Annotated in this window: 17 protein-coding genes; 2 read left to right on the top strand and 15 right to left on the bottom strand. The window is 66.6% G+C overall.

All coding sequences use genetic code 11. The features are described 5' to 3' along the window. Positions 1 to 713 precede the first annotated feature (713 nt). Genes rlmD through cysM form a run of 3 tightly spaced genes read right to left on the bottom strand, consistent with a single transcriptional unit; the run spans position 714 to position 3,710 of the window. Positions 714 to 2,030: a 23S rRNA (uracil(1939)-C(5))-methyltransferase RlmD gene (gene rlmD / locus BMY12_RS11240; protein ID WP_093286003.1), complete on the bottom strand. Its 1,317-nt coding sequence runs from the start codon at positions 2,028 to 2,030 to the stop codon at positions 714 to 716. A gap of 10 nt (positions 2,031 to 2,040) precedes the next feature. Next, a complete protein-coding gene (locus tag BMY12_RS11235; RefSeq protein WP_093286001.1) occupies positions 2,041 to 2,823 on the bottom strand; it encodes a 3'-5' exonuclease in 783 nt (260 codons plus the stop codon). Beyond that, on the bottom strand, positions 2,820 to 3,710 hold the full coding sequence (gene cysM, locus BMY12_RS11230) for a cysteine synthase CysM (RefSeq protein ID WP_093285997.1): 891 nt from the start codon (positions 3,708 to 3,710) through the stop codon (positions 2,820 to 2,822). Before cysM ends, BMY12_RS11235 begins: the two co-directional genes overlap by 4 nt. Positions 3,711 to 3,722: 12 nt before the next feature. Between cysM and BMY12_RS11225 the strand changes: the two genes are divergently transcribed. Continuing rightward, the gene (locus tag BMY12_RS11225; protein WP_093285994.1) at positions 3,723 to 6,008 is read left to right on the top strand and encodes an ATP-binding protein; all 2,286 of its coding nucleotides are present in this window, start codon (positions 3,723 to 3,725) and stop codon (positions 6,006 to 6,008) included. Between the two features lie 13 nt (positions 6,009 to 6,021). Here the strand turns inward: BMY12_RS11225 and acpS are convergent, their stop codons facing one another. From acpS to rpoE, 12 genes are all read right to left on the bottom strand, one after another. Further along, positions 6,022 to 6,705 carry a holo-ACP synthase gene (gene acpS / locus BMY12_RS20825; RefSeq protein ID WP_093285991.1) on the bottom strand — a complete coding sequence of 228 codons (684 nt, stop codon included), beginning with the start codon at positions 6,703 to 6,705 and terminating at the stop codon, positions 6,022 to 6,024. Then, positions 6,702 to 7,433, bottom strand: coding sequence for a pyridoxine 5'-phosphate synthase (pdxJ, locus tag BMY12_RS11215; protein WP_366516807.1), 732 nt, complete (start codon positions 7,431 to 7,433; stop codon positions 6,702 to 6,704). The genes acpS and pdxJ overlap by 4 nt, the downstream gene beginning before the upstream one ends. Before the next feature lie 115 nt (positions 7,434 to 7,548). Then, positions 7,549 to 8,247 (bottom strand): DNA repair protein RecO, encoded by a 699-nt coding sequence (gene recO, locus BMY12_RS11210; RefSeq protein ID WP_093285984.1) that lies wholly within the window; start codon positions 8,245 to 8,247, stop codon positions 7,549 to 7,551. Positions 8,248 to 8,256: 9 nt separating this feature from the next. Next, a complete protein-coding gene (era, locus tag BMY12_RS11205) occupies positions 8,257 to 9,147 on the bottom strand; it encodes a GTPase Era (protein ID WP_093285982.1) in 891 nt (296 codons plus the stop codon). Continuing rightward, positions 9,140 to 9,826, bottom strand: a complete 687-nt coding sequence (gene rnc, locus BMY12_RS11200; protein ID WP_093285979.1) for a ribonuclease III — start codon at positions 9,824 to 9,826, stop codon at positions 9,140 to 9,142. The genes era and rnc overlap by 8 nt, the downstream gene beginning before the upstream one ends. Before the next feature lie 6 nt (positions 9,827 to 9,832). After that, positions 9,833 to 10,642: a signal peptidase I gene (lepB, locus tag BMY12_RS11195; protein WP_093285976.1), complete on the bottom strand. Its 810-nt coding sequence runs from the start codon at positions 10,640 to 10,642 to the stop codon at positions 9,833 to 9,835. A 42-nt stretch (positions 10,643 to 10,684) separates the two neighbouring features. Further along, positions 10,685 to 12,487, bottom strand: coding sequence for a translation elongation factor 4 (gene lepA / locus BMY12_RS11190; protein WP_093285972.1), 1,803 nt, complete (start codon positions 12,485 to 12,487; stop codon positions 10,685 to 10,687). Between the two features lie 97 nt (positions 12,488 to 12,584). After that, positions 12,585 to 12,836 (bottom strand): glutaredoxin family protein, encoded by a 252-nt coding sequence (locus BMY12_RS11185; RefSeq protein WP_093285969.1) that lies wholly within the window; start codon positions 12,834 to 12,836, stop codon positions 12,585 to 12,587. Beyond that, positions 12,833 to 14,299, bottom strand: a complete 1,467-nt coding sequence (locus BMY12_RS11180) for a Do family serine endopeptidase (protein WP_093285966.1) — start codon at positions 14,297 to 14,299, stop codon at positions 12,833 to 12,835. Before BMY12_RS11180 ends, BMY12_RS11185 begins: the two co-directional genes overlap by 4 nt. 104 nt (positions 14,300 to 14,403) lie before the next feature. Then, a complete protein-coding gene (locus tag BMY12_RS11175; protein ID WP_093285964.1) occupies positions 14,404 to 15,414 on the bottom strand; it encodes a MucB/RseB C-terminal domain-containing protein in 1,011 nt (336 codons plus the stop codon). Beyond that, positions 15,414 to 16,004 carry a sigma-E factor negative regulatory protein gene (locus tag BMY12_RS11170; RefSeq protein WP_177188954.1) on the bottom strand — a complete coding sequence of 197 codons (591 nt, stop codon included), beginning with the start codon at positions 16,002 to 16,004 and terminating at the stop codon, positions 15,414 to 15,416. Before BMY12_RS11170 ends, BMY12_RS11175 begins: the two co-directional genes overlap by 1 nt. 69 nt (positions 16,005 to 16,073) lie before the next feature. After that, on the bottom strand, positions 16,074 to 16,646 hold the full coding sequence (gene rpoE, locus BMY12_RS11165; RefSeq protein WP_093285958.1) for an RNA polymerase sigma factor RpoE: 573 nt from the start codon (positions 16,644 to 16,646) through the stop codon (positions 16,074 to 16,076). A 207-nt stretch (positions 16,647 to 16,853) separates the two neighbouring features. Between rpoE and nadB the strand changes: the two genes are divergently transcribed. Continuing rightward, positions 16,854 to 18,449 (top strand): L-aspartate oxidase, encoded by a 1,596-nt coding sequence (gene nadB / locus BMY12_RS11160; RefSeq protein ID WP_093285955.1) that lies wholly within the window; start codon positions 16,854 to 16,856, stop codon positions 18,447 to 18,449. Positions 18,450 to 18,454 lie beyond the last annotated feature (5 nt).

Raw genomic sequence — 18,454 nt, 5'->3', positions numbered from 1 at the left:
TGCTGCTTCGATTGTTGTCTGATTTAAGTTTCGTTTCGTGCGCCCTTCGGCGCCCGAGGTACTTCTCTTTGCTTGTGCAAAGAGAAGTACCCAAGAGAAAGCACACCCTACGCCTCGCATCCGGTGCCGCTGACGCGGCACCGGCAGCCTGCGCTGCTCCGCGTGCTCGGGGCCGTTGCAGACGCGCCATCCATGGCGCGGCTGCAACTGAGCCGAACTTCCTGTTCGGCTCTCCCACTGCGCTCGCTACGCTGCTCGGTGCGAGGCAAAGGGGGTTAAAGGCAACAGCACAGCACAGCGCAGCGACGCTCCGTGCTCGAAGCTGCTGTTGCTTTTGATGTTGGGGTCCCCGTCTCTGGCGCTGAGCTGTGCGGCGAGCGCAGGGGAGAGCCGAACAGGATGTTCGGCTCAGTTGCGTACAGGCCATGGATGGCCTGTGCGCGACGGCCCCGAGCACGTTGCACAGCGAAGGCACCGGCGAAGCCGGCGCCAGAGCCGGGGTGTGCTTTCTCTTGCTTACTTCTCTTTGCACAAGCAAAGAGAAGTGAGTCGTCCGCCGAAGGGCGGACGAATGAGGCAATAGATCGAGAGATAAAGCTGGCCAACCAGCAACCAAGCCCTGGCGGCTTACGGCGCTATCGCGCCTAACCCGCCCTACGAATAAGGAGGAGGCTTCACGCGCATGCAACGCTTGGCTCATCGCCGCGTATGCCTCAAGGCAACACGAACAAAGCCATGCTCTCGACATGACTCGTGTGCGGAAACATATCCATCACCCCGGCCCGCGCCAGCGTGTAGCCAAACTCATGCACCAGCGTGCCCGCATCGCGCGCCAGCGTGCCGGGATGACAGGACACGTACACGATGCGCCTCGGCTTGCGCTTGGCCACGATCGGCAGGATCTCCTTGGCACCGGCACGTGGCGGATCGAGCAGCACCTTGTCGAAAGCCGGTTGCAGCCAGCTCTCATCGCCACGTGACAGAAACAGGTCGGCCTTCTCGAAACGGATCTCCAGACCATTGCGCTGCGCATTGTCACGCGCACGCTGCACCAGCCCGGCCTCGCCTTCCACCGCCAGCACCTGCGCCCCGCGCCGCGCCAAGGGCAGCGAGAAATTGCCCAGCCCGCAGAACAGCTCCAGCACGCGCTCGCCGGGACTCGGCTCCAGCCAGTCCAGGGCCTGATTCACGGTCTGCTGGCTGACCGAACCATTGACCTGTATGAAATCCGCCGGCTTGAACTGCAGGCGCAGCTCCGAGCCATCGGGCGAGTATTGCAGCGGCTGCGCTTCGTTGAGCGGCGCGATGCTGTCGATGCCGCCGGTCTGCAGATAGACATCAAAGCCCTCGCGCTGCGCAAAGGCCAGCAGCTTCTCGCGATCCTCCACGCTGGGCGCACTCAGCACGCGGAACACCAGGGCCACGCGCTCGGGGCAGCAGGCGACTTCGATCTGCGGAATCTGGCGATGGAGGCTCAAGGACGCGATCAGCTCGCCCAGCGCACGCAGCTTCAGGCCCACGCGCGGATCGAGCACCTGGCAGCTGTCCAGCGCGGCGAGAAAGCTCGACTCGCGTTCACGAAAGCCCACCAGCACGGCGCCCTTCTTCGGCACGTCCTTCACACCCAGGCGCGCGCGACGCCGGTAGCCCCAGACCTCGGCGGTGAGCGGCGGCGCGATTTCCTGCGGCTGCAGCCTGGCACTGCGCTGCAGCTGATCGAGCATCTGCTTCTGCTTGAACACGATCTGCTGCGCGCTGTCCAGGTGCTGCATGCTGCAGCCGCCGCACAGGCCGAAGTGCGCGCAGCCCGGCGTCACGCGATGCGGCGAGGCCTGCTCCACGGCCAGACACTGGCCCTCGTCGAAGTCGCGCGCCGTGCGCAGATACTTGAAGCGCACGCGCTCGCCCGGCAGGGCGTCGGCAATGAACGTGGCCTTGCCCTCGATGCGCGCGAAGCCGCGGCCCTCGTGGTCAAAGTCGATGATCTCGGCCGTATGTTCGCCGGCCGGCAGGGGTTTGCGTTTGCGCATGGGATAGGTTCTAAACCAGCCAGGCGTCGTTGAATTCGCGCCAGTGCGTGGCGCTGCTCGCGTCGAGGAATTGGCGCACGCGCGCCTCTTCCTGCTGGTGCTGCTCGTGGGTGAGACGGCCGCGCATCAGCTCGAAACGCAGATAGACGAGCCAGGTGTTGAGCACATCGGTTTCGCAGTAGGCGCGGATACCGGCCAGATCGCCGGCCTTGTAGGCATCGAAGACCTTGGAGCCGTCCATGCCCAGCTTGCCGGGAAAACCCAGCAGCATCGCAATCTCGTTGAGCGGCGCGTTCTGCCGGCCGCTGTACAGGGCCAGCACGTCCATGAGATCGGTGTGGCGGAACTGGTAGCGGCCCAGGTAGTTGTCCCACTTCGCTTCGCGGTCGAAGTAGCCGGTGTCCCAGTAACGCGGCGCCACGCAGCCGTGGATCAGGGCGCGGTAATGCAGCACCGGCAGATCGAAACCGCCGCCGTTCCAGGACACGATCACCGGCCGGTATTTCTCGATGCCGTCGTAGAAGCGCTGGATCAACTCGCCTTCCTCGGCGTCTTCATCACCCAGCGACCAGCAGCGCAGCGTGTCCTGCTGGCGCAGCACCACGGAAATCGCCACCACGCGCTGCAGATGCCCGGGCATGAAGTCATTGCCCTTCTCCGCCAGGCGCTGGGTCTTCATCGCCTGCCAGACCTCGGCATCGCCCAGGCTGTCCAGGCCCAGCACGCGGCGTCCGCCCTCGAGATCGGGAATCGTCTCGATGTCGAAAACCAGCACCGGTTCCTTGAAGCTCACGCCGGGAACACGCCGGTGGAGATGTAGCGGTCGCCACGGTCGCAGACGATGCTGACGATGGTGGCGTTCTCCACTTCCTTGCAGATCTGCAACGCCGTCCACAGCGCGCCGCCCGAGGACGGGCCGCAGAACAGGCCTTCCACCTGCCCCACCAGGCGCATGGTGTCTTCGGCGTCCTGGGCGCTGACTTCGATCACGCGGTCCACGCGCCTGGCGTCGAAGATCTTCGGCAGGTAAGCCTCCGGCCACTTGCGGATGCCGGGGATCGAGGATTCGCCATCGGGCTGCACGCCGATGATCTGCGGCGCGGGATTCTGCTCCTTGAAGAAACGCGCGCAGCCCATGATCGTGCCGGTGGTGCCCATCGAGGACACGAAGTGCGTGATGCGGCCGCCCGTCGCGCGCCAGATTTCCGGGGCGGTGCCCTCGTAGTGCGCGCGCGGATTGTCGGGATTGGCGAACTGGTCCAGCACCCGGCCCTTGCCCTGCGCCTGCATGGCCATGGCCAGGTCGCGGGCGCCTTCCATGCCCTCCTTCTGGCTGACCAGAATCAGCTCGGCGCCGAAGGCCTTCATCACCGCGCGGCGCTCCACCGACAGATGTTCAGGCATGATCAGCACCATCCTGTAACCCTTCACCGCCGCCGCCATGGCCAGGGCGATGCCGGTGTTGCCGCTGGTCGCTTCAATCAGCACGTCGCCCGGCCTGATCTCGCCACGCTCCTCGGCACGACGGATCATGGAGTAGGCTGGGCGGTCCTTGACCGAGCCAGCCGGATTATTGCCCTCCAGCTTGACCAGTAGGGTGTTATTACCAATCCCCGGCAAGCGCTTGAGCTGGGCAATGGGCGTATTGCCGATAGAATCGGCGAGGCTCGGATAGTTCATCTGCCGATTTTAATGGAAGCCGATCAGCGCTACAGCCGTTCTTTGCCACAGATCTGGCCGATTCTGGTCCTGTTCGGGATCAGCACGGCGCTATGGCTCGTGGCCGTCATCCAGATGCTGTCCCTGGCGCCCCTGGTGCGCTATGCCCTGGTCGCCCTGCTCAATCTGCTGGTGGTGGCCCTGGTGCTGATCTACCGGCGCAGTCTGCGCCGCAGCCTGCTGGTACTGGGCAGCACCCTGCACCGCCTGGCCTCGGGCCGCACCGAGGTGCGCGCACCCGCCGAGCTCACCGGCCTCTACGGCATGATGTCCAGCGACATCAACCGCATCGCCCAGCAGCTGGGCGAGCTGAATTCGCGTTTCGAGGACGCCGTGCAGCAGACCACGCTGCGTCTGCGTCGTGAACGCGACGAGCTGCTGGCGCAGAACCAGCAGCTGCGGGTGGGCGCCGGCGAGGCCCAGGAAGAGGCGCGTCAGCAAAGCGAACGCCTGTCGAGCATGTCGCATGAGCTGCGCACACCGCTGACCGGCATTCTCGGCTACGCCGATCTGCTGCGCCGGACCAAGCTCGACGCCGAGCAGCTGCAGCATCTGGATACGCTGGACAAGTCGGCGCGCGCGCTGCTGACCATGATCAACGACCTGCTCGACTGGTCGCGCATCGAGGCCGGACGCCTGAAGCTGGATGAGCTGCGCTTCGATCTCTACGACACCGTGGAATCGACGGTCGCGCTGCTGGCGCCGCTGGCCTACGAGAAGAACCTGGAGCTGGTGCGCATCATCTACCACGACGTGCCGCGCGAGCTGCGCGGCGACGCGCAGCGCCTGCGGCAGATCCTCACCAACCTGCTGTCCAATGCCATCAAGTTCACCGAGCACGGCGAGGTGGTGCTGCGGGTCATGGGTGAACGCGAAGAGCCGGGCCGGCACTGGCTGCGTTTCGCGGTCGCCGACACCGGCGTGGGCATCGCCCCGGATCAGCAGGCGCGCTTGTTCCAGCCCTTCCGTCAGGTGGGACGCGCCCACGGCGGCAGCGGCCTGGGCCTGTCCATCTCGCGCAAGCTCGCCGAGCTGATGGGCGGCGAGATCAATCTGGAAAGCACGCCCGGCTCCGGCTCCACCTTCAGCGCCCTGCTGCCCTTCAAGCTCAATGCCGCCGACGAGAGCGCCGTGCACGAGGACCGGCCGCTGGGTGAACACCGCGTCTGGCTGTATGAGCCGCATCACGCCGCACGCCTGGCCTGGCTGCACTGGCTGGAATTCTGGGGCCTGTCGGTGCAGAGCTTCGGCTCGCTGGAGCCCTTGAGCGAGGCCCTGCTCAATATCGCCGCGGAACGCCGCCCGGCCGTGGTGGTGCTGGGCCTGCCGGCCGCCGACGTCGACAAGCCGGAGCTGGCGCGCCTGCTGCGCAACTGCCGCGAACATGGCCCGCCCGCGCTGATGCTGGTCAACTCGGTGTCGCCGCCGCTGCTGGAACAGCTGCGCCAGCTTGGCGCCGCCATCTGCCATCCCAAGTCCGTGACGCGGCAGCGGCTCTACAACGATCTGGCGGGTCTGCTCAATCCGCAGACCCAGGCGCTGCCGCCGCTGAGCGGCAAGCAGGCGCTGGTTGCCGACAACAACCTGGTCAACCGCCGTTATCTGGTGCGGCTCTGCGCCGAACTGGGCCTGAAGACCAGCGAGGCCAAGGACGGCCGCGAAGCCTTCGAGCGCTGGCTGACCGTGCGTCCGGACATCGTGCTGCTCGATGCCAAGATGCCGGAGCTGGACGGCGCCGGCTGCGCCCGCGCGATCCGCGCCGCGGAAAAAGGCGAAAGCCGCTGCCGCATCCTGGCGGTGAGCGCGCACCTGGAGCCGGACGAGCGCCGCGACTTCCTCGCCGCCGGCGCCGACGAAGTGCTGATCAAACCCTTCGATGAGGCGCAGCTGCTGGCGGCACTGGAGCCCGCGCTGCGCCGCGAGTCGCACTCCGCCGCCAAGCTGGCGCAGGACCCGGAGCTGCTGTCCCTGCTCACCGAGGAGCTGCCGGCGCAGCTGGCCGATCTGGAACGCGAGATCAGCGGCGAGCGCCTGCAGCAGGCCCGCGACGCGGCGCACACCCTGCGCGGCACCGCCGCCTTCTATCACCTGGCGCAGCTCAAGCAGACCACGGCGGCGATGGAAAGCTGGCTGAAGAACCAGGACGTGCTCACCAACGGTCCGGTGGTGCGACAGAAGCTGGACAGCGTGCGGCGTGCGGTGGACGAGACGCTGACCGCGATGCGCGGTGAGGGACAGCGGCAGCGCGCGAAGCCCTGAGCCGCGTGGCGGCTCAGGCGCGCCGGCGCTCCAGAATCACATAGGCGCAGACCTGTCCGCCGTCGTCGGACAGCGAGATGTGGGTGGCGCCCACGCCTTCCTGCTTCAAGCGCGCTTTCATGCTGCGGCTGAAGATCAGTGTCGGGCGGCCATTGGCTTCGCGCACCACACCGACATCGCGCCAGGCGATACCGGCGGAGAAACCGCAGCCGAGTGCCTTGACGAAAGCCTCCTTGGCCGCCCAGCACATCGCCAGTGCCCGCGCCGTATTCGTACGCGCCTTCACCTCGCGACGCTCGGCCGCACACAGCAGGCGCGTCAGCACCCGCGTGCCACGCCGCTGCAGGAGCTGCTCCATGCGCTCGATGCGCAAAACATCCACCCCGATGCCATGAAGTGAGCCCGGGCTTTCAGGGTTTGCCAGTGGCAAACCCTGCCGGGCGAACGCCCGGGGTCGGGGCCCCGGGCCAATGCCCGGGCTTTCAACGCTTGCCAGTGGCAAGCGCCGGCTGGCGGACGCCTGTTTTTTTTCGGGCTTCGGAGCCGCCTTTTTCCCCTCTTCCCCACGCACGTGGGGGAGAGGGTCAGGGTGAGGGGGCGCCCGATCAGGCTGCGCACCGGGTCGTCGGTGAAGCACGCCGGCCCTCTCGCCACTGGCGCGGGCAGAGCGTGTCTTGCCGCGGCCAGACTTCGTCATGCGCCGCGCGCCTCCTGCATCGCCCGCCGCATGCGCGCCACCGCCGCCGGCATGCCCACGGCCAAGGCATCCGCCACGATGCTGTGCCCGATGTTCAGCTCCACGATCTCGGCGATACGCGCCATCGGCGCGACGTTGTCCAGATTCAGGCCATGGCCGGCATGCACCTCGAAGCCCGCGCGCTGTGCGCGGCGCGCGAACTGCGCGATGCGCGCCAGCTCCGCCGCCTGCGTCTTGCCGCGCGTATCGGCATAGCGTCCGGTGTGGATTTCCAGATGCGGCGCACCGCAGTCCCGCGCAGCCTTGAGCTGGCGCGGATCGGCGTCGATGAACAAGGCCACGGCGATGCCGGCCTGGCTCAGCCGCGCGCAGGCCGCGCGCACGGCGTCCCGATTGCCGGCCACATCCAGCCCGCCTTCGGTGGTCACTTCCTCGCGCCGCTCCGGCACCAGACAGGCGTAAGCAGGCTTGAGCTTGCAGGCGATGGCGACCATCTCGCTGGTCACCGCCATCTCCAGATTCACCGGCACCGGCGAGACCGCCAGCAGGCGCTGCACATCATGGTCCTGGATGTGGCGGCGATCCTCGCGCAGATGCACGGTGATGCTGGCGGCGCCGGCCGCGGCCGCGCTCAGCGCGGCTTCCACCGGATCGGGATACGGCGTGCCGCGCGCCTGGCGCAGGGTGGCGACGTGATCGACATTGACGCCGAGGCGGATGGGGGACAAAGCGCGTTTCTTGGCCATGGAGCAGACTCGTGAAGTGCGGCATTGTAAGAGCTGCGCCCGCCGCCGTGCCTTGATACGCCGCAAGCCAGGCCATCCATTCTTTGCCGTGGCGCCCTCAGGAACGCGCCTTGAGCTCGCGCAGCAGACGCGGCGTCTGCAGCGGCTTGCCGCCCAGATGCGGGGCGATGGCCGCACGCAGCAGGCGCAGCGCGTCGCGCCGCGCCGGCGCATCGGGCAGATGCTCATCGCGCAGGCCAATCAGGCTGGCGCCGGCATAAGCCGACGCATCATCGGCGACGGCGGGCAGCGGCCCCAACTCGGCGTCGTAGCGATAGCGCTGTGCGGGCTCCAGCTCATCCGGCAGCAGCAGGCCGTAACCCAGTTCGGCGAGCAGATGCTTTTCGAAGATGCGCAGCGCCTCCTCGGCCAGCGCCGCCTCGCCGGCCAGCTGCGCCAGGGCCAGGGCATAGCGTTCGAACAGCGAGGCATGCGCGTCATGGCGCGGCAGCAGCCGCAGCAGCAGCTCGTTGAGATACCAGCCATGAAACACGCGCTCGCCCTGCAGGGCCAGCGCCGGGCCGGCGGCTTCCGCACCGCTGAGCGTGCCCAGCTCGCCGGCCTCACTCCAGCTCAGCAGCAGCGGCGTGAAGCTCTGCAGCGCGCCGCGCCAGCGCGAATTGCCGCCGCGCGCGCTGCGCGCGACCAGACCGACACGGCCGCGCGCGCGTGAGAACACTTCCAGCAGCAGGCTGCTGTCGCGATAGGCGCGGCTGCTCAGCAGATAGACCGGCTCCAGCTCGACGCGCGTGCGCATCGCCGCGCTTTACTCGGGTGTGAGCCCGAACTGCTTGAGCGACTTGAGATCGTCACTCCAGTTTTCGCGCACGCGACACCAGAGTTTCAAGAACACCTTGCGGCCGAGCAGACGCTCCAGCTCCATGCGCGCCTTGCTGCCGACCAGCTTCAGCGCCGCGCCGCCCTCGCCGATCACGATCTTCTTCTGGCCTTCGCGCTCCACCCAGATCACCGCGTCGACGCGATCCATGCGACCTTCGCGCTCGTACTGCTCGACGCTCACGGTCAGCGAGTACGGCAGTTCCTGATGCAGGGTGCGGGTCAGCTTCTCGCGCACGATCTCGCTGACCAGGAAGGCGTCGTCGTAACCCACCTGCATGTCATCCGGATACAGCTGCGGGCCTTCCGGCAGGCGCTTGGCGAGTTCCTCGAGCAGCGCGTTCACATTGCTGCGCTTGAGCGCCGACAGCGGCACCACGAAAGCGAAATCGTGCAGGGCGGCCAGCTTCTGCAGCTCCGGCAGCAGGGCCTCGCGATCCTTCACCCGGTCGATCTTGTTCAGCACCAGGCCCACGGGCGTGGCGGGGTTCAGCCCCTTGATCCGCTGCAGCACCGCCTGATCCTCTTCGGTCAGACGCCCGCATTCCAGCACCAGCACCACCACATCCACGTCGTGCAGCGCGGCGGCGGCGGTTTCATTCATCAGGCGGTTGAGCTGGCGCGTCTGCTGTCTGTGCAGGCCCGGCGTATCGACGAACACCAGCTGCGCACCCGGCAGGTTCACCACGCCCTGAATCTGATGGCGGGTGGTCTGCGGCTTGTGCGAGACGATGCTCACCTTGCGTCCGACCAGGGCATTGAGCAGGGACGATTTGCCGACGTTCGGCCGGCCGACGATGGACACCATGCCGCTACGCATCCGCGTTCTCCAAAACTTGCAGCAGCGCGCGCGCCGCATCCTGTTCGGCACCGCGCCGGGAACGACCCGTGGCCTCGGCGCTGTGCGAGCCATCGGCGAGACTGGCGCGCACCGCAAAGCGCCGCTCGTGCGGCGGTCCTTCTTCGCTGAGCACCTCGTAACGCGGCAGCGGACGCTGCCGGGCCTGCAGCCATTCCTGCAGGCGGGTCTTGGCGTCCTTCAATGAATCGGCATCGGGCAACTGCCCCAGCAGCTCTTCAAACAAGCGCCGGCAGACGTCCGCGGCGGCAGCGAAACCGCCGTCCAGATAAATCGCGCCCAGCACCGCCTCGAAGGCATCGGCCAGAATCGAGTGCCGACGAAAGCCGCCGGACTTGAGCTCGCTCTCGCCCAGGGTCAGCACCTCGCTGAGTTCCAGCTTGGTGGCGAGCAGGGCCAGGGTTTCCTCGCGCACCAGACTCGCGCGCAGGCGCGACAGCGCGCCCTCCTCGGCGTCGCCGCGCTGGCGATACAGCGCCTCGGCAATCACGAAGTTGACCAGGGCGTCGCCGAGAAACTCCAGGCGTTCGTTGTTGCGTGCGCTGGCGCTGCGATGGGTGAGCGCCTGGCTGAGCAGGGCCGGCTCGCGGAACTGGTACGCGAGCCGGTTTTGCAGACGCTGGATGAGATTGGCTGCCAAGTTGTGTTAACGAACGCTGCTGCCGATACGCGAGAAGTTCACGCGCATGCGCTCGGCGTCCCAGGACATCCAGATGAAGAAGGCGCGGCCGACCAGATTGGCCTCCGGCAGCGTGCCCCAGTGGCGGCTGTCGTCGGAGCCGTCGCGGTTGTCGCCCATGGCGAAGTATTCGCCGGGCGGCACGATGAACTCGAAGTCGTCACCCGGGCGGTCCGGGTTGACCAGAATCGCGTGATCGATGGTCTGGTTCTCGGCGCGCGGCAGATGCTCACGCATCCGGTAGGCCACGCCCGGCGGCGGCAGATTGGCGCCGGAGAACACGCCGTCGGCGTCCAGCGTCGCCGGCACATCGTTCACGAACAGCTGCTTGTTGCGATAGACGATGCGGTCGCCCGGCAGGCCGACGATGCGCTTGATGAAATCCTTGGACGGATCCACCGGCCAGCGGAACACCACCACATCGCCGCGCTGCGGCTCGCCCATCGCCACGAACTTGTGATGGAACACCGGATCGCGCAGGCCGTAGGTGAACTTGTTGACCAGGATGAAATCGCCCACCAGCAGCGTCGGCAGCATGGACCCGGAGGGAATGCGGAACGGCTCGGCGAGAAACGAGCGCAGCATCAGCACCGCGAAAATCACCGGAAAGAACGAGCGGCAGAAATCGACGAAAGCGCCCGGCTGATCCACGGCATCGACGGTCAGCTTGCGCCGCCGCGCCGGCCCCAGCAGCAGCTTGTCCAGCAGCCAGACCACGCCGGTGAGGAGCGTGAGCACGCTGAGGATGACCGCGAAATCGAAGTGTATGCCCTGCATATTGCTGTGTTCCTCGGAAGAGACGGACGCTCTCACGCCCCCTTATTTTTTTCGATCCACACCCAGCACCGCCAGGAAGGCTTCCTGTGGAATCTCCACCGAGCCGACCTGCTTCATGCGCTTCTTGCCTTCTTTCTGCTTCTCCAGCAGCTTGCGCTTGCGCGACACGTCGCCGCCGTAACACTTGGCCAGCACGTCCTTGCGCAGCGCCTTGACCGTGGTGCGGGCGATGATCTTGGCACCGATGGCAGCCTGGATGGCGATGTCGAACATCTGCCGGTGGATGACTTCCTGCATGCGCTCGCACAGATCGCGCCCGCGCGGATAGGCATTGTCGCGATGCACGATGCTGGCCAGCGCATCCACCTTGTCGCCATTGACCAGCACGTCCAGACGCACCAGATCGGCGGCCTGGAAGCGCACGAACTCGTATTCGAAGGAGGCATAGCCGCGCGACACGCTCTTCAGGCGGTCGAAGAAGTCGAGCACGACTTCCGCCATCGGCATCTCCACTTCCATCTGCACCTGGCTGCCCAGGTAGCGCAGGTTCTTCTGCACGCCGCGCTTTTCCATGCACAGCTGCATCACGGTGCCGACGTAATCGGGCGGCATCAGGATGCGGGCATTGATGATCGGCTCGCGGATTTCGGTGATGGAACCCACTTCCGGCAGCTCGGCGGGATTGTCCACCTTGATCACGTCGCCGTCGTTGCGCAGCACCTCGTAGACCACCGAGGGTGCGGTGGTGATGAGGTTCAGGTTGTATTCGCGCTCCAGGCGCTCCTGCACGATCTCCATGTGCAGCATGCCCAGAAAGCCGATGCGGAAGCCAAAGCCCAGGGCCGTGGAATTCTCGGGCTCGAACTGCAGGGCCGAATCATTCAGGCGCAGCTTCTGCAGCGATTCGCGGAAGTCCTCGAAGTCGTCGGCGTCCACCGGGAACATGCCGGCGAACACGCGCGGCTGCACCTGACGAAAGCCGGGCAGCTGCTCGGTGGAGGCCTGGCCGGCCAGGGTCAGGGTATCGCCCACCGGCGCGCCGAAGATGTCCTTGATGCCGGCGACGATGAAACCCACCTCGCCGCACTCCAGTTCTTCCTTGAACAGGCGCTTGGGCGTGTTCACGCCCATCATGGTGATTTCGTAGTCCTTGCCGGTGGACATCACGCGGATCTTCTGGCCCTTCTTTACCGAGCCATTGACCACGCGCACCAGCGAGACCACGCCCAGGTAGTTGTCGAACCAGGAATCGACGATCAGGGCCTGCAGCTTGCCTTCGGGATTGCCCTTGGGCGGTGGCAGCCGCTCGACCACGGCCTCCAGCACGTCCGGCACGTTGAGGCCGGTCTTGGCCGAGATGCGCAGGGCATCGCTGGCGGGAATGCCGATCACCTGCTCGATCTCGTCGCAGACGCGATCCGGCTCGGCATTGTTGAGGTCCACCTTGTTCAGGACCGGCAGCACTTCCAGATTCTGCTCCAGCGCCGTGTAGCAATTGGCCACCGACTGCGCTTCCACGCCCTGCGAGGCGTCCACCACCAGCAGCGCGCCCTCGCAGGCGGCGAGCGAGCGGCTGACTTCGTAGGAGAAGTCCACATGCCCCGGGGTGTCGATCAGGTTGAACTGGTACAGCTCACCGTTTTTCGCGCGGTAATGCAGCTGCACCGCCTGCGCCTTGATGGTGATGCCACGCTCGCGCTCGATGGGATTGTTGTCCAGCACCTGCGACTGCATCTCGCGCAGTTCCAGGCCGCCGGTGAGCTGGATGAAGCGGTCGGCCAGCGTCGACTTGCCGTGGTCGATATGGGCGATGATGCAGAAGTTGCGGATATGATCCTGACGCACGGATGACTACTTGAGGAAGAGTGAGAAAGCCAGCTGGATTGCCGCCAGCAGCGGCCAGGCCGGTGCAGGCAAGCGGTGAAGTATAAGGGAGTTCGGTTTAGGCGCTGAAATTTTGCGCAAAAGTCTCGGCGTCGAAGATGCCCTCGGCCAATACCCGCTGGTTTTCGTCAAGCAGCACGGGAATGCGTGCGCCGTAGCGCATGCGCCATTCGCCGCGGCTGTCGACGTCGGCATGGCGCAGCTGCGGCACCGCCGGCGCCAGATGCGCGCGCAGCGCTGCCTCGAATGCCTCGCAGAGATGGCAGTCCGGCCGCGTCAGCAGCAGCCAGGGCCCGGGCGCGGTGCTCATGGCGGGTTGGCGAAGGCGTCGGGCGTGGGCACGTCCAGGGTGAGAAACAGCGGCGCCCCGCGACGCTGCACCAGCAGCTGCACGCTGGAACCGGGCGTCAGCCGCGCCACCACTTCCTGCAGGCGCTTGAAGCTGCCGATCTCCTGTCCGGCGATCTGCAGCAGCACATCGTTCTCGCGCACGCCGGCACGCGCCGCCGGACCTTCCTGCACCCCCACCACCAGCACGCCCTGACCCACCACCTTGGCGCTGCTGCGCTCATCGGCGCTCAGCGGCCGCACCATCAGCCCCAGCGGACCGCCGCTGGGACCGGCCGGCTCGGCCTGGCTGGCGTCAGGGCTCAGCGAACCGACCTCCACCTTCACGGTGATGGCCTTGCCCTCGCGCAGCACGTCCAGGGTCGCGATCTTGCCCGGATCGGTGACGCCCACCAGCGGCGGCAGGGCGCTGGAGCTGGGCAGGTCCTGGCCGTTGAAGCGCAGGATGATGTCGCCCTCGCGCAAGCCCGACTTCAGGGCCGGGCTGTCGGCCATCAGCTTGGCCACCAGCGCGCCTTCCGGCTTGTCCATGTGCGCCTGCTGCGCCATGTCGCGATCCACTTCCTGCACCACCACGCCCAGCCAGCCGCGCATCACATGGCCCTGCTCCTTCAGCTGGCGCGCCACCTTGACCGCGATATCGATGGGAATGGAGAACGACAGGCCCTGATAGCCGCCGGACTGCGAGTAGATCTGCGAGTTGACGCCGATCACCTCGCCGGCGGTGTTGAACAGCGGGCCGCCGGAATTGCCGGGGTTGATCGCGACATCGGTCTGGATGAAGGGCACGTACTGCTCGCTGGGCAGGGCGCGGCCCTTGGCGGAGACGATGCCCACGGTCACCGAATAATCGAAGCCGAAGGGCGAGCCGATGGCCAGCGCCCACTGCCCGGGACGCAGCTTGCCGGCGTCGCCGATCTTCACCACCGGCAGGTTCCTGGCGTCGATCTTGAGCAGCGCGATATCGCTGGCCTCGTCGCTGCCTACCACCTGCGCGGTGAACTGGCGGCGGTCGAGCAGACGCACCACCACTTCCTTGGCGTCGCGCACCACGTGGAAATTGGTGAGGATGTAGCCGTCTTCCCAGAGAATGAAGCCGGAGCCCAGGGATTGCGGGCCGTCCGGCGTATCGCCCGGCGTCTCCGGCTGCGTGTCCTGCTCCTCTTCGCCATGCCGCTGCAGGAAACGCTTGAACCACTCCGGCGCCTCCTTCAGGCTGTCGGCGTCGTCATGGGCCTGATCGCCCGAGGCCAGCTGCTGCGTCTCGGTGGGCACGGTGCTGACGTTCACCACCGAGGGCGAAACGCCTTCGACCAGATCGGCGAAGTCGGGATACTGCGCCACGCCGCCGGCGCTCTGACGATGGCAGCCGGCCAGCAGCATCAGGCTGGCCAGCAGCAGCCACGAAAGGCGAACAGGCGTCATCGTCACGGAACTCCGCTGAGGGGCGGCCGGGTGCCACCGCTGAAAGTTGGAACTGCGGGAATTCTAAACGCCGCGATGCCGCAGCAGGGCGCCGGCCGGGTTTTTCAGCGCGAAGGCGGCTGTGGCTGGGGACTGGCCTGCAGCTGCGGCAGACCGTTGCCGGGCTGCATGTTGTCGCCGATCAGGCGCACGGTTTCCGAAGGCGCCTCGCCCACCACCGTGACATGCACGCTGCCCACCACGCGACCGTAGGCATTGAGCGCGCCGATCTGCGAAGCGCCCTGGAACATGCGCGCCGGCACATGACGGCGGGCGCTGAACACGGAAATCGCCGACAGGCCGTCGGACAGCAGCAGATGCTCCACCGTGCCCTGACCGTCGCTGGTGGGCCGCACATCGCGCATGGTCACGCGGTAGCCGGGCGGCAGATTGGCGAACTGCAGATCGGGAACGTCAACACCCGCCGCCTGCGGCTCCTGCACCATGCGCGTCACGCGCTGGTACTGCTTGGGATCGAGTTCGGTCTGCAGCGCGCTGTCCGGAATCGAGCTGGGAAACTCGATCTCGGTGAACATCAGCTGCTCCATAACATTGTTGCCACGACCGATCAGGTTCACCTTGACCGGCACCGCGGTGGCGGCATCGGCCCAGATTTCGTAGCCATAACGGAACTGGTCACGCGGACTGATGGTGATGCCCCGGCACTGGCGGCCGGCGATGCGGGCGCTGCCCACATCGTTGAAGCTGTAGTACTGGCTGATCTGCGCCACGCGCTCCGGGGTCAGACCCGGAAACAGGCCCTTGGGCGTGGGCAGTTCCAGCGTGACCTTGCGGTCCTTGGGCAGCAGGCAGATCACCTGATTGCCCTGCTTGAGAATCTCGCGCGGCGCGCCGGTGAGGGTCTGCACCCGCTCCACCTCGTCACCGTTCTTGTTCCGGTGCACCACGCGCATGGTTTCGAGGCGGTCCTGCGTCTGATAGACGATCACGCCCTGGTAATTGCTGCTGCGCGCGGCCTCGCTCATCTTCGCCAGCCAGTCGGCGGCCGAAGGATCGGCGGCAGCGGCGATCAGGCTCCAGCCCGCGACAGCCAGAGTCAGCGGCGCGCGCAGCATCACGGCTGGGAACCGCTGTAGCTCAGACTTGCCGGCTGCGCGTAGGCCTCGCCGCTGTGCGCGGCGAAGCGGGCATAGGACAGCGCACCGCCCACGCCGCGATCGGCCAGGGTGTTGCTGTGTTCGATGAGATAGTTGCGCAGGTCTTCGTCGGTTTCCGCCACCGGCTGGTACTTCACGGCCTGCACATCAGCGGCACTGGCGCTGAGCTGGCCGGCCGGCGCCGCGTTCTGCACGCGGCCATAGTTGACACCCAGGGTGATGGCGATGGCGCCGACCGCCGCGGCGGCGGCCAGGCCGGCCATGGGCTGCCAGGCTGTACGACGGTTGCGAACGGCACGGCGGCCGGACAGGGAAACCACCTTGTCGCTGCGCTCGGGCGACCCGGCCTGGATTGCAGCCATCACGCCGGCGCAGATGTCCACGGGCGGGGTCTTGAGGCTTTGCCCGCGCAGCACATCGCGCATCAGGCTCTGACGGCTCCAGCTGGCTTTCAGCGCCGGCTCGGCGTCCAGCGCCTTGAGCAACGCCTCCAGCTCGGCATCGCTGCATTCACCATCGAACAGCGCTGACAGGGATTCCTGAGACATTCGCACCACCGGCATAGGCCTGACTATAAGCTTAACCACAAATCTGCAAAAAAGTTCCCGGCATGGCATTCAATCCAGCAAGGGTTTCAGGACGGTGTCGATCGCTTCGCGGGCGCGGAAGATGCGCGAGCGCACGGTGCCGATCGGACAGTCCATGATCTCGGCGATTTCCTCGTAAGACAAGCCTTCCAGCTCGCGCAGGGTGATGGCCCTGCGCAGATCCGGCGGCAGCTTGGCGATCGTCGCCGTCACCGCGTCGCGGATCTCGTCGGAAAGCAGCGTCGCTTCCGGGGTATCGACATCACTTAGATGTTCGGTATGGCCATACAGTTCCGCGTCGGCGATATCGATGTCCTGATCGGAAGGCCGCCGGCCGCGTGAAACCAGATGGTTCTTGGCGGTGTTGATGCCGATGCGGTACAGCCAGGTGTAGAACGCCGACTGGCCGCGAAAGCCGGCCAGCGCACGCCAGGCGCGGATGAAACTCTCCTGCGCCACGTCCGGCGCATCGGCCTCGCCCACCAGGCGGCTGACCAGCTGCACGATCTTGTGCTGATACTTGCGCACGAGCAGCTCGAAGGCACGGGCATCGCCTGCCTGCGCCCGCTCCACCAGCTGTTCGTCCGTGACTGCCTCGCTCATGCGCTATCCCGCCGTGGGCTCGCGCCCGAAGGGCGCGACCAAACCGGCTACACTGTTCATCCTGATGTGAAAAAAGTTCCGTGATGCCCGCTTGCGGCTTTCAAGAGGCGGGAATCGGTGAGGCCGCTTTCTTGTGAAGTGGCGGCCGGGCACAGCCCCGCGGAAAAGTCCGATATTGTAGCCAAGCCGTTTTTTCGCGTACGCCCCATGAATGAAGTCGAGGTTCTGGTGATCGGCAGCGGCGCCGCCGGTCTGTCCTGTGCCCTGCGTCTGGCCAAGGCCGGGCGCCGCGTCACCGTGGTTTCCAAAACCAGCCTGCAGTCGGGCAGCACGCTCTGGGCGCAGGGCGGCATTTCCGCCGTGCTGGACGTGGAAGACTCCACCGACAACCACGTGCGCGACACCCTGGTGGCGGGCGCGGGCCTCTGCGACGAGGATGCGGTGCGCTTCACCGTCGAAGGCGGTCCGGCCTGCATCGAGTGGCTGCTGCAGCAGGGCGTGATGTTCACCGAGGAAGACGGCGAGAACCGCGGCAAGCGCCTGCACCTGACCCGCGAGGGCGGCCACAGCCACCGCCGTGTGGTGCATGCCGCCGATGCCACCGGCCATGCCGTGGAAACCACCCTCGCCGCCCTGGCCGCCGCGCATCCCAATATCCGCGTGCGCGAGTACAGCCTGGCCATCGACCTGATCGTCGACCGCGAGGCCAAGCGCGTGCTCGGCGCCTACCTGTTCGACGTGCCCAGCAGCCGCATCACCGCGGTGCCGGCCAAGGCCGTGGTGCTGGCCAGCGGCGGCGCCAATCAGGTGTACCTGTATTCCAGCAATCCGCACGGCGCCTCGGGCGATGGCATCGCCATGGCCTGGCGCGCGGGCTGCCGCGTGGCCAACATGGAATTCATGCAGTTCCATCCCACCACGCTGTTCCATCGCGACACCCGCAACTTCCTGATCTCCGAGGCCCTGCGCGGCGAAGGCGCGCTGCTGCGCCTGGTCAATGCCGACGGCTCGCCGGGCGAGCGCTTCATGCCGCGCTTCGATCCGCGTGGCGAGCTGGCGCCGCGCGACATCGTCGCCCGCGCCATCGACCATGAGATGAAGCGCCTGGGTCTGCGCTACGTGTATCTGGACATCACGCACAAGCCGGCCGAGTTCATCCAGCAGCACTTCCCCAGCATCTACGCACACTGCAAGTCCCTGGGCCTGGACATCTGCCGGCAGCCGATTCCGGTGGTGCCCTCCGCGCACTTCACCTGCGGCGGCGTGGTCACGGATCTGTCCGCGCGCACCGACCTCGACGGTCTGTACGCCATCGGCGAGGTGGCCTGCACCGGCCTGCACGGTGCCAACCGCCTGGCCAGCAACTCCCTGCTGGAATGCCTGGTGTTCGCACGCGCCGCCGCCGAGGACCTGCATGCCACGCTGGACGGCCGCGTGATGCCGGCGGACCCGCGCCCCTGGGACGAATCGCGCGTGACCAATTCCGACGAGGACGTGGTGGTCAGCCACAACTGGCTGGAGCTGCGCACCTTCATGTGGGACTACGTGGGCATCGTGCGCACCACCAAGCGCCTGCAGCGCGCCCTGCACCGCGTGCAGCTGCTCAAGGCCGAGATCGACGAGTTCTACGGCAACTACCGCATCAGCGCCAATCTCCTGGAGCTGCGCAATCTGGTGCGCTGTGCGGATCTCATCGTGCGTTCGGCCCTGGAGCGCAAGGAATCGCGCGGCCTGCACTACACGCTCGATTACCCCGAGACCCTGGACACCGCCACGCCCACCATCCTGCCCGGCCGCGCCTGAGCTTC

The sequence above is a fragment of the Solimonas aquatica genome, assembly GCF_900111015.1.
Lineage (GTDB): Bacteria > Pseudomonadota > Gammaproteobacteria > Nevskiales > Nevskiaceae > Solimonas > Solimonas aquatica.
This window is presented reverse-complemented; position numbering and strand designations above follow the sequence as displayed.

What these genes read in the sequence shown, in the direction of transcription:
- rlmD (WP_093286003.1), bottom strand. Translation starts at nt 2,030, where the DNA reads ATGCGCAAACGCAAACCCCTGCCGGCCGGCGAACATACGGCCGAGATC.
- cysM (WP_093285997.1), bottom strand. Translation starts at nt 3,710, where the DNA reads ATGAACTATCCGAGCCTCGCCGATTCTATCGGCAATACGCCCATTGCC.
- BMY12_RS11225 (WP_093285994.1), top strand. Translation starts at nt 3,723, where the DNA reads ATGGAAGCCGATCAGCGCTACAGCCGTTCTTTGCCACAGATCTGGCCG.
- acpS (WP_093285991.1), bottom strand. Translation starts at nt 6,705, where the DNA reads ATGACGAAGTCTGGCCGCGGCAAGACACGCTCTGCCCGCGCCAGTGGC.
- recO (WP_093285984.1), bottom strand. Translation starts at nt 8,247, where the DNA reads ATGCGCACGCGCGTCGAGCTGGAGCCGGTCTATCTGCTGAGCAGCCGC.
- era (WP_093285982.1), bottom strand. Translation starts at nt 9,147, where the DNA reads ATGCGTAGCGGCATGGTGTCCATCGTCGGCCGGCCGAACGTCGGCAAA.
- lepB (WP_093285976.1), bottom strand. Translation starts at nt 10,642, where the DNA reads ATGCAGGGCATACACTTCGATTTCGCGGTCATCCTCAGCGTGCTCACG.
- BMY12_RS11185 (WP_093285969.1), bottom strand. Translation starts at nt 12,836, where the DNA reads ATGAGCACCGCGCCCGGGCCCTGGCTGCTGCTGACGCGGCCGGACTGC.
- BMY12_RS11180 (WP_093285966.1), bottom strand. Translation starts at nt 14,299, where the DNA reads ATGACGCCTGTTCGCCTTTCGTGGCTGCTGCTGGCCAGCCTGATGCTG.
- BMY12_RS11175 (WP_093285964.1), bottom strand. Translation starts at nt 15,414, where the DNA reads ATGCTGCGCGCGCCGCTGACTCTGGCTGTCGCGGGCTGGAGCCTGATC.
- BMY12_RS11170 (WP_177188954.1), bottom strand. Translation starts at nt 16,004, where the DNA reads ATGTCTCAGGAATCCCTGTCAGCGCTGTTCGATGGTGAATGCAGCGAT.
- rpoE (WP_093285958.1), bottom strand. Translation starts at nt 16,646, where the DNA reads ATGAGCGAGGCAGTCACGGACGAACAGCTGGTGGAGCGGGCGCAGGCA.
- nadB (WP_093285955.1), top strand. Translation starts at nt 16,854, where the DNA reads ATGAATGAAGTCGAGGTTCTGGTGATCGGCAGCGGCGCCGCCGGTCTG.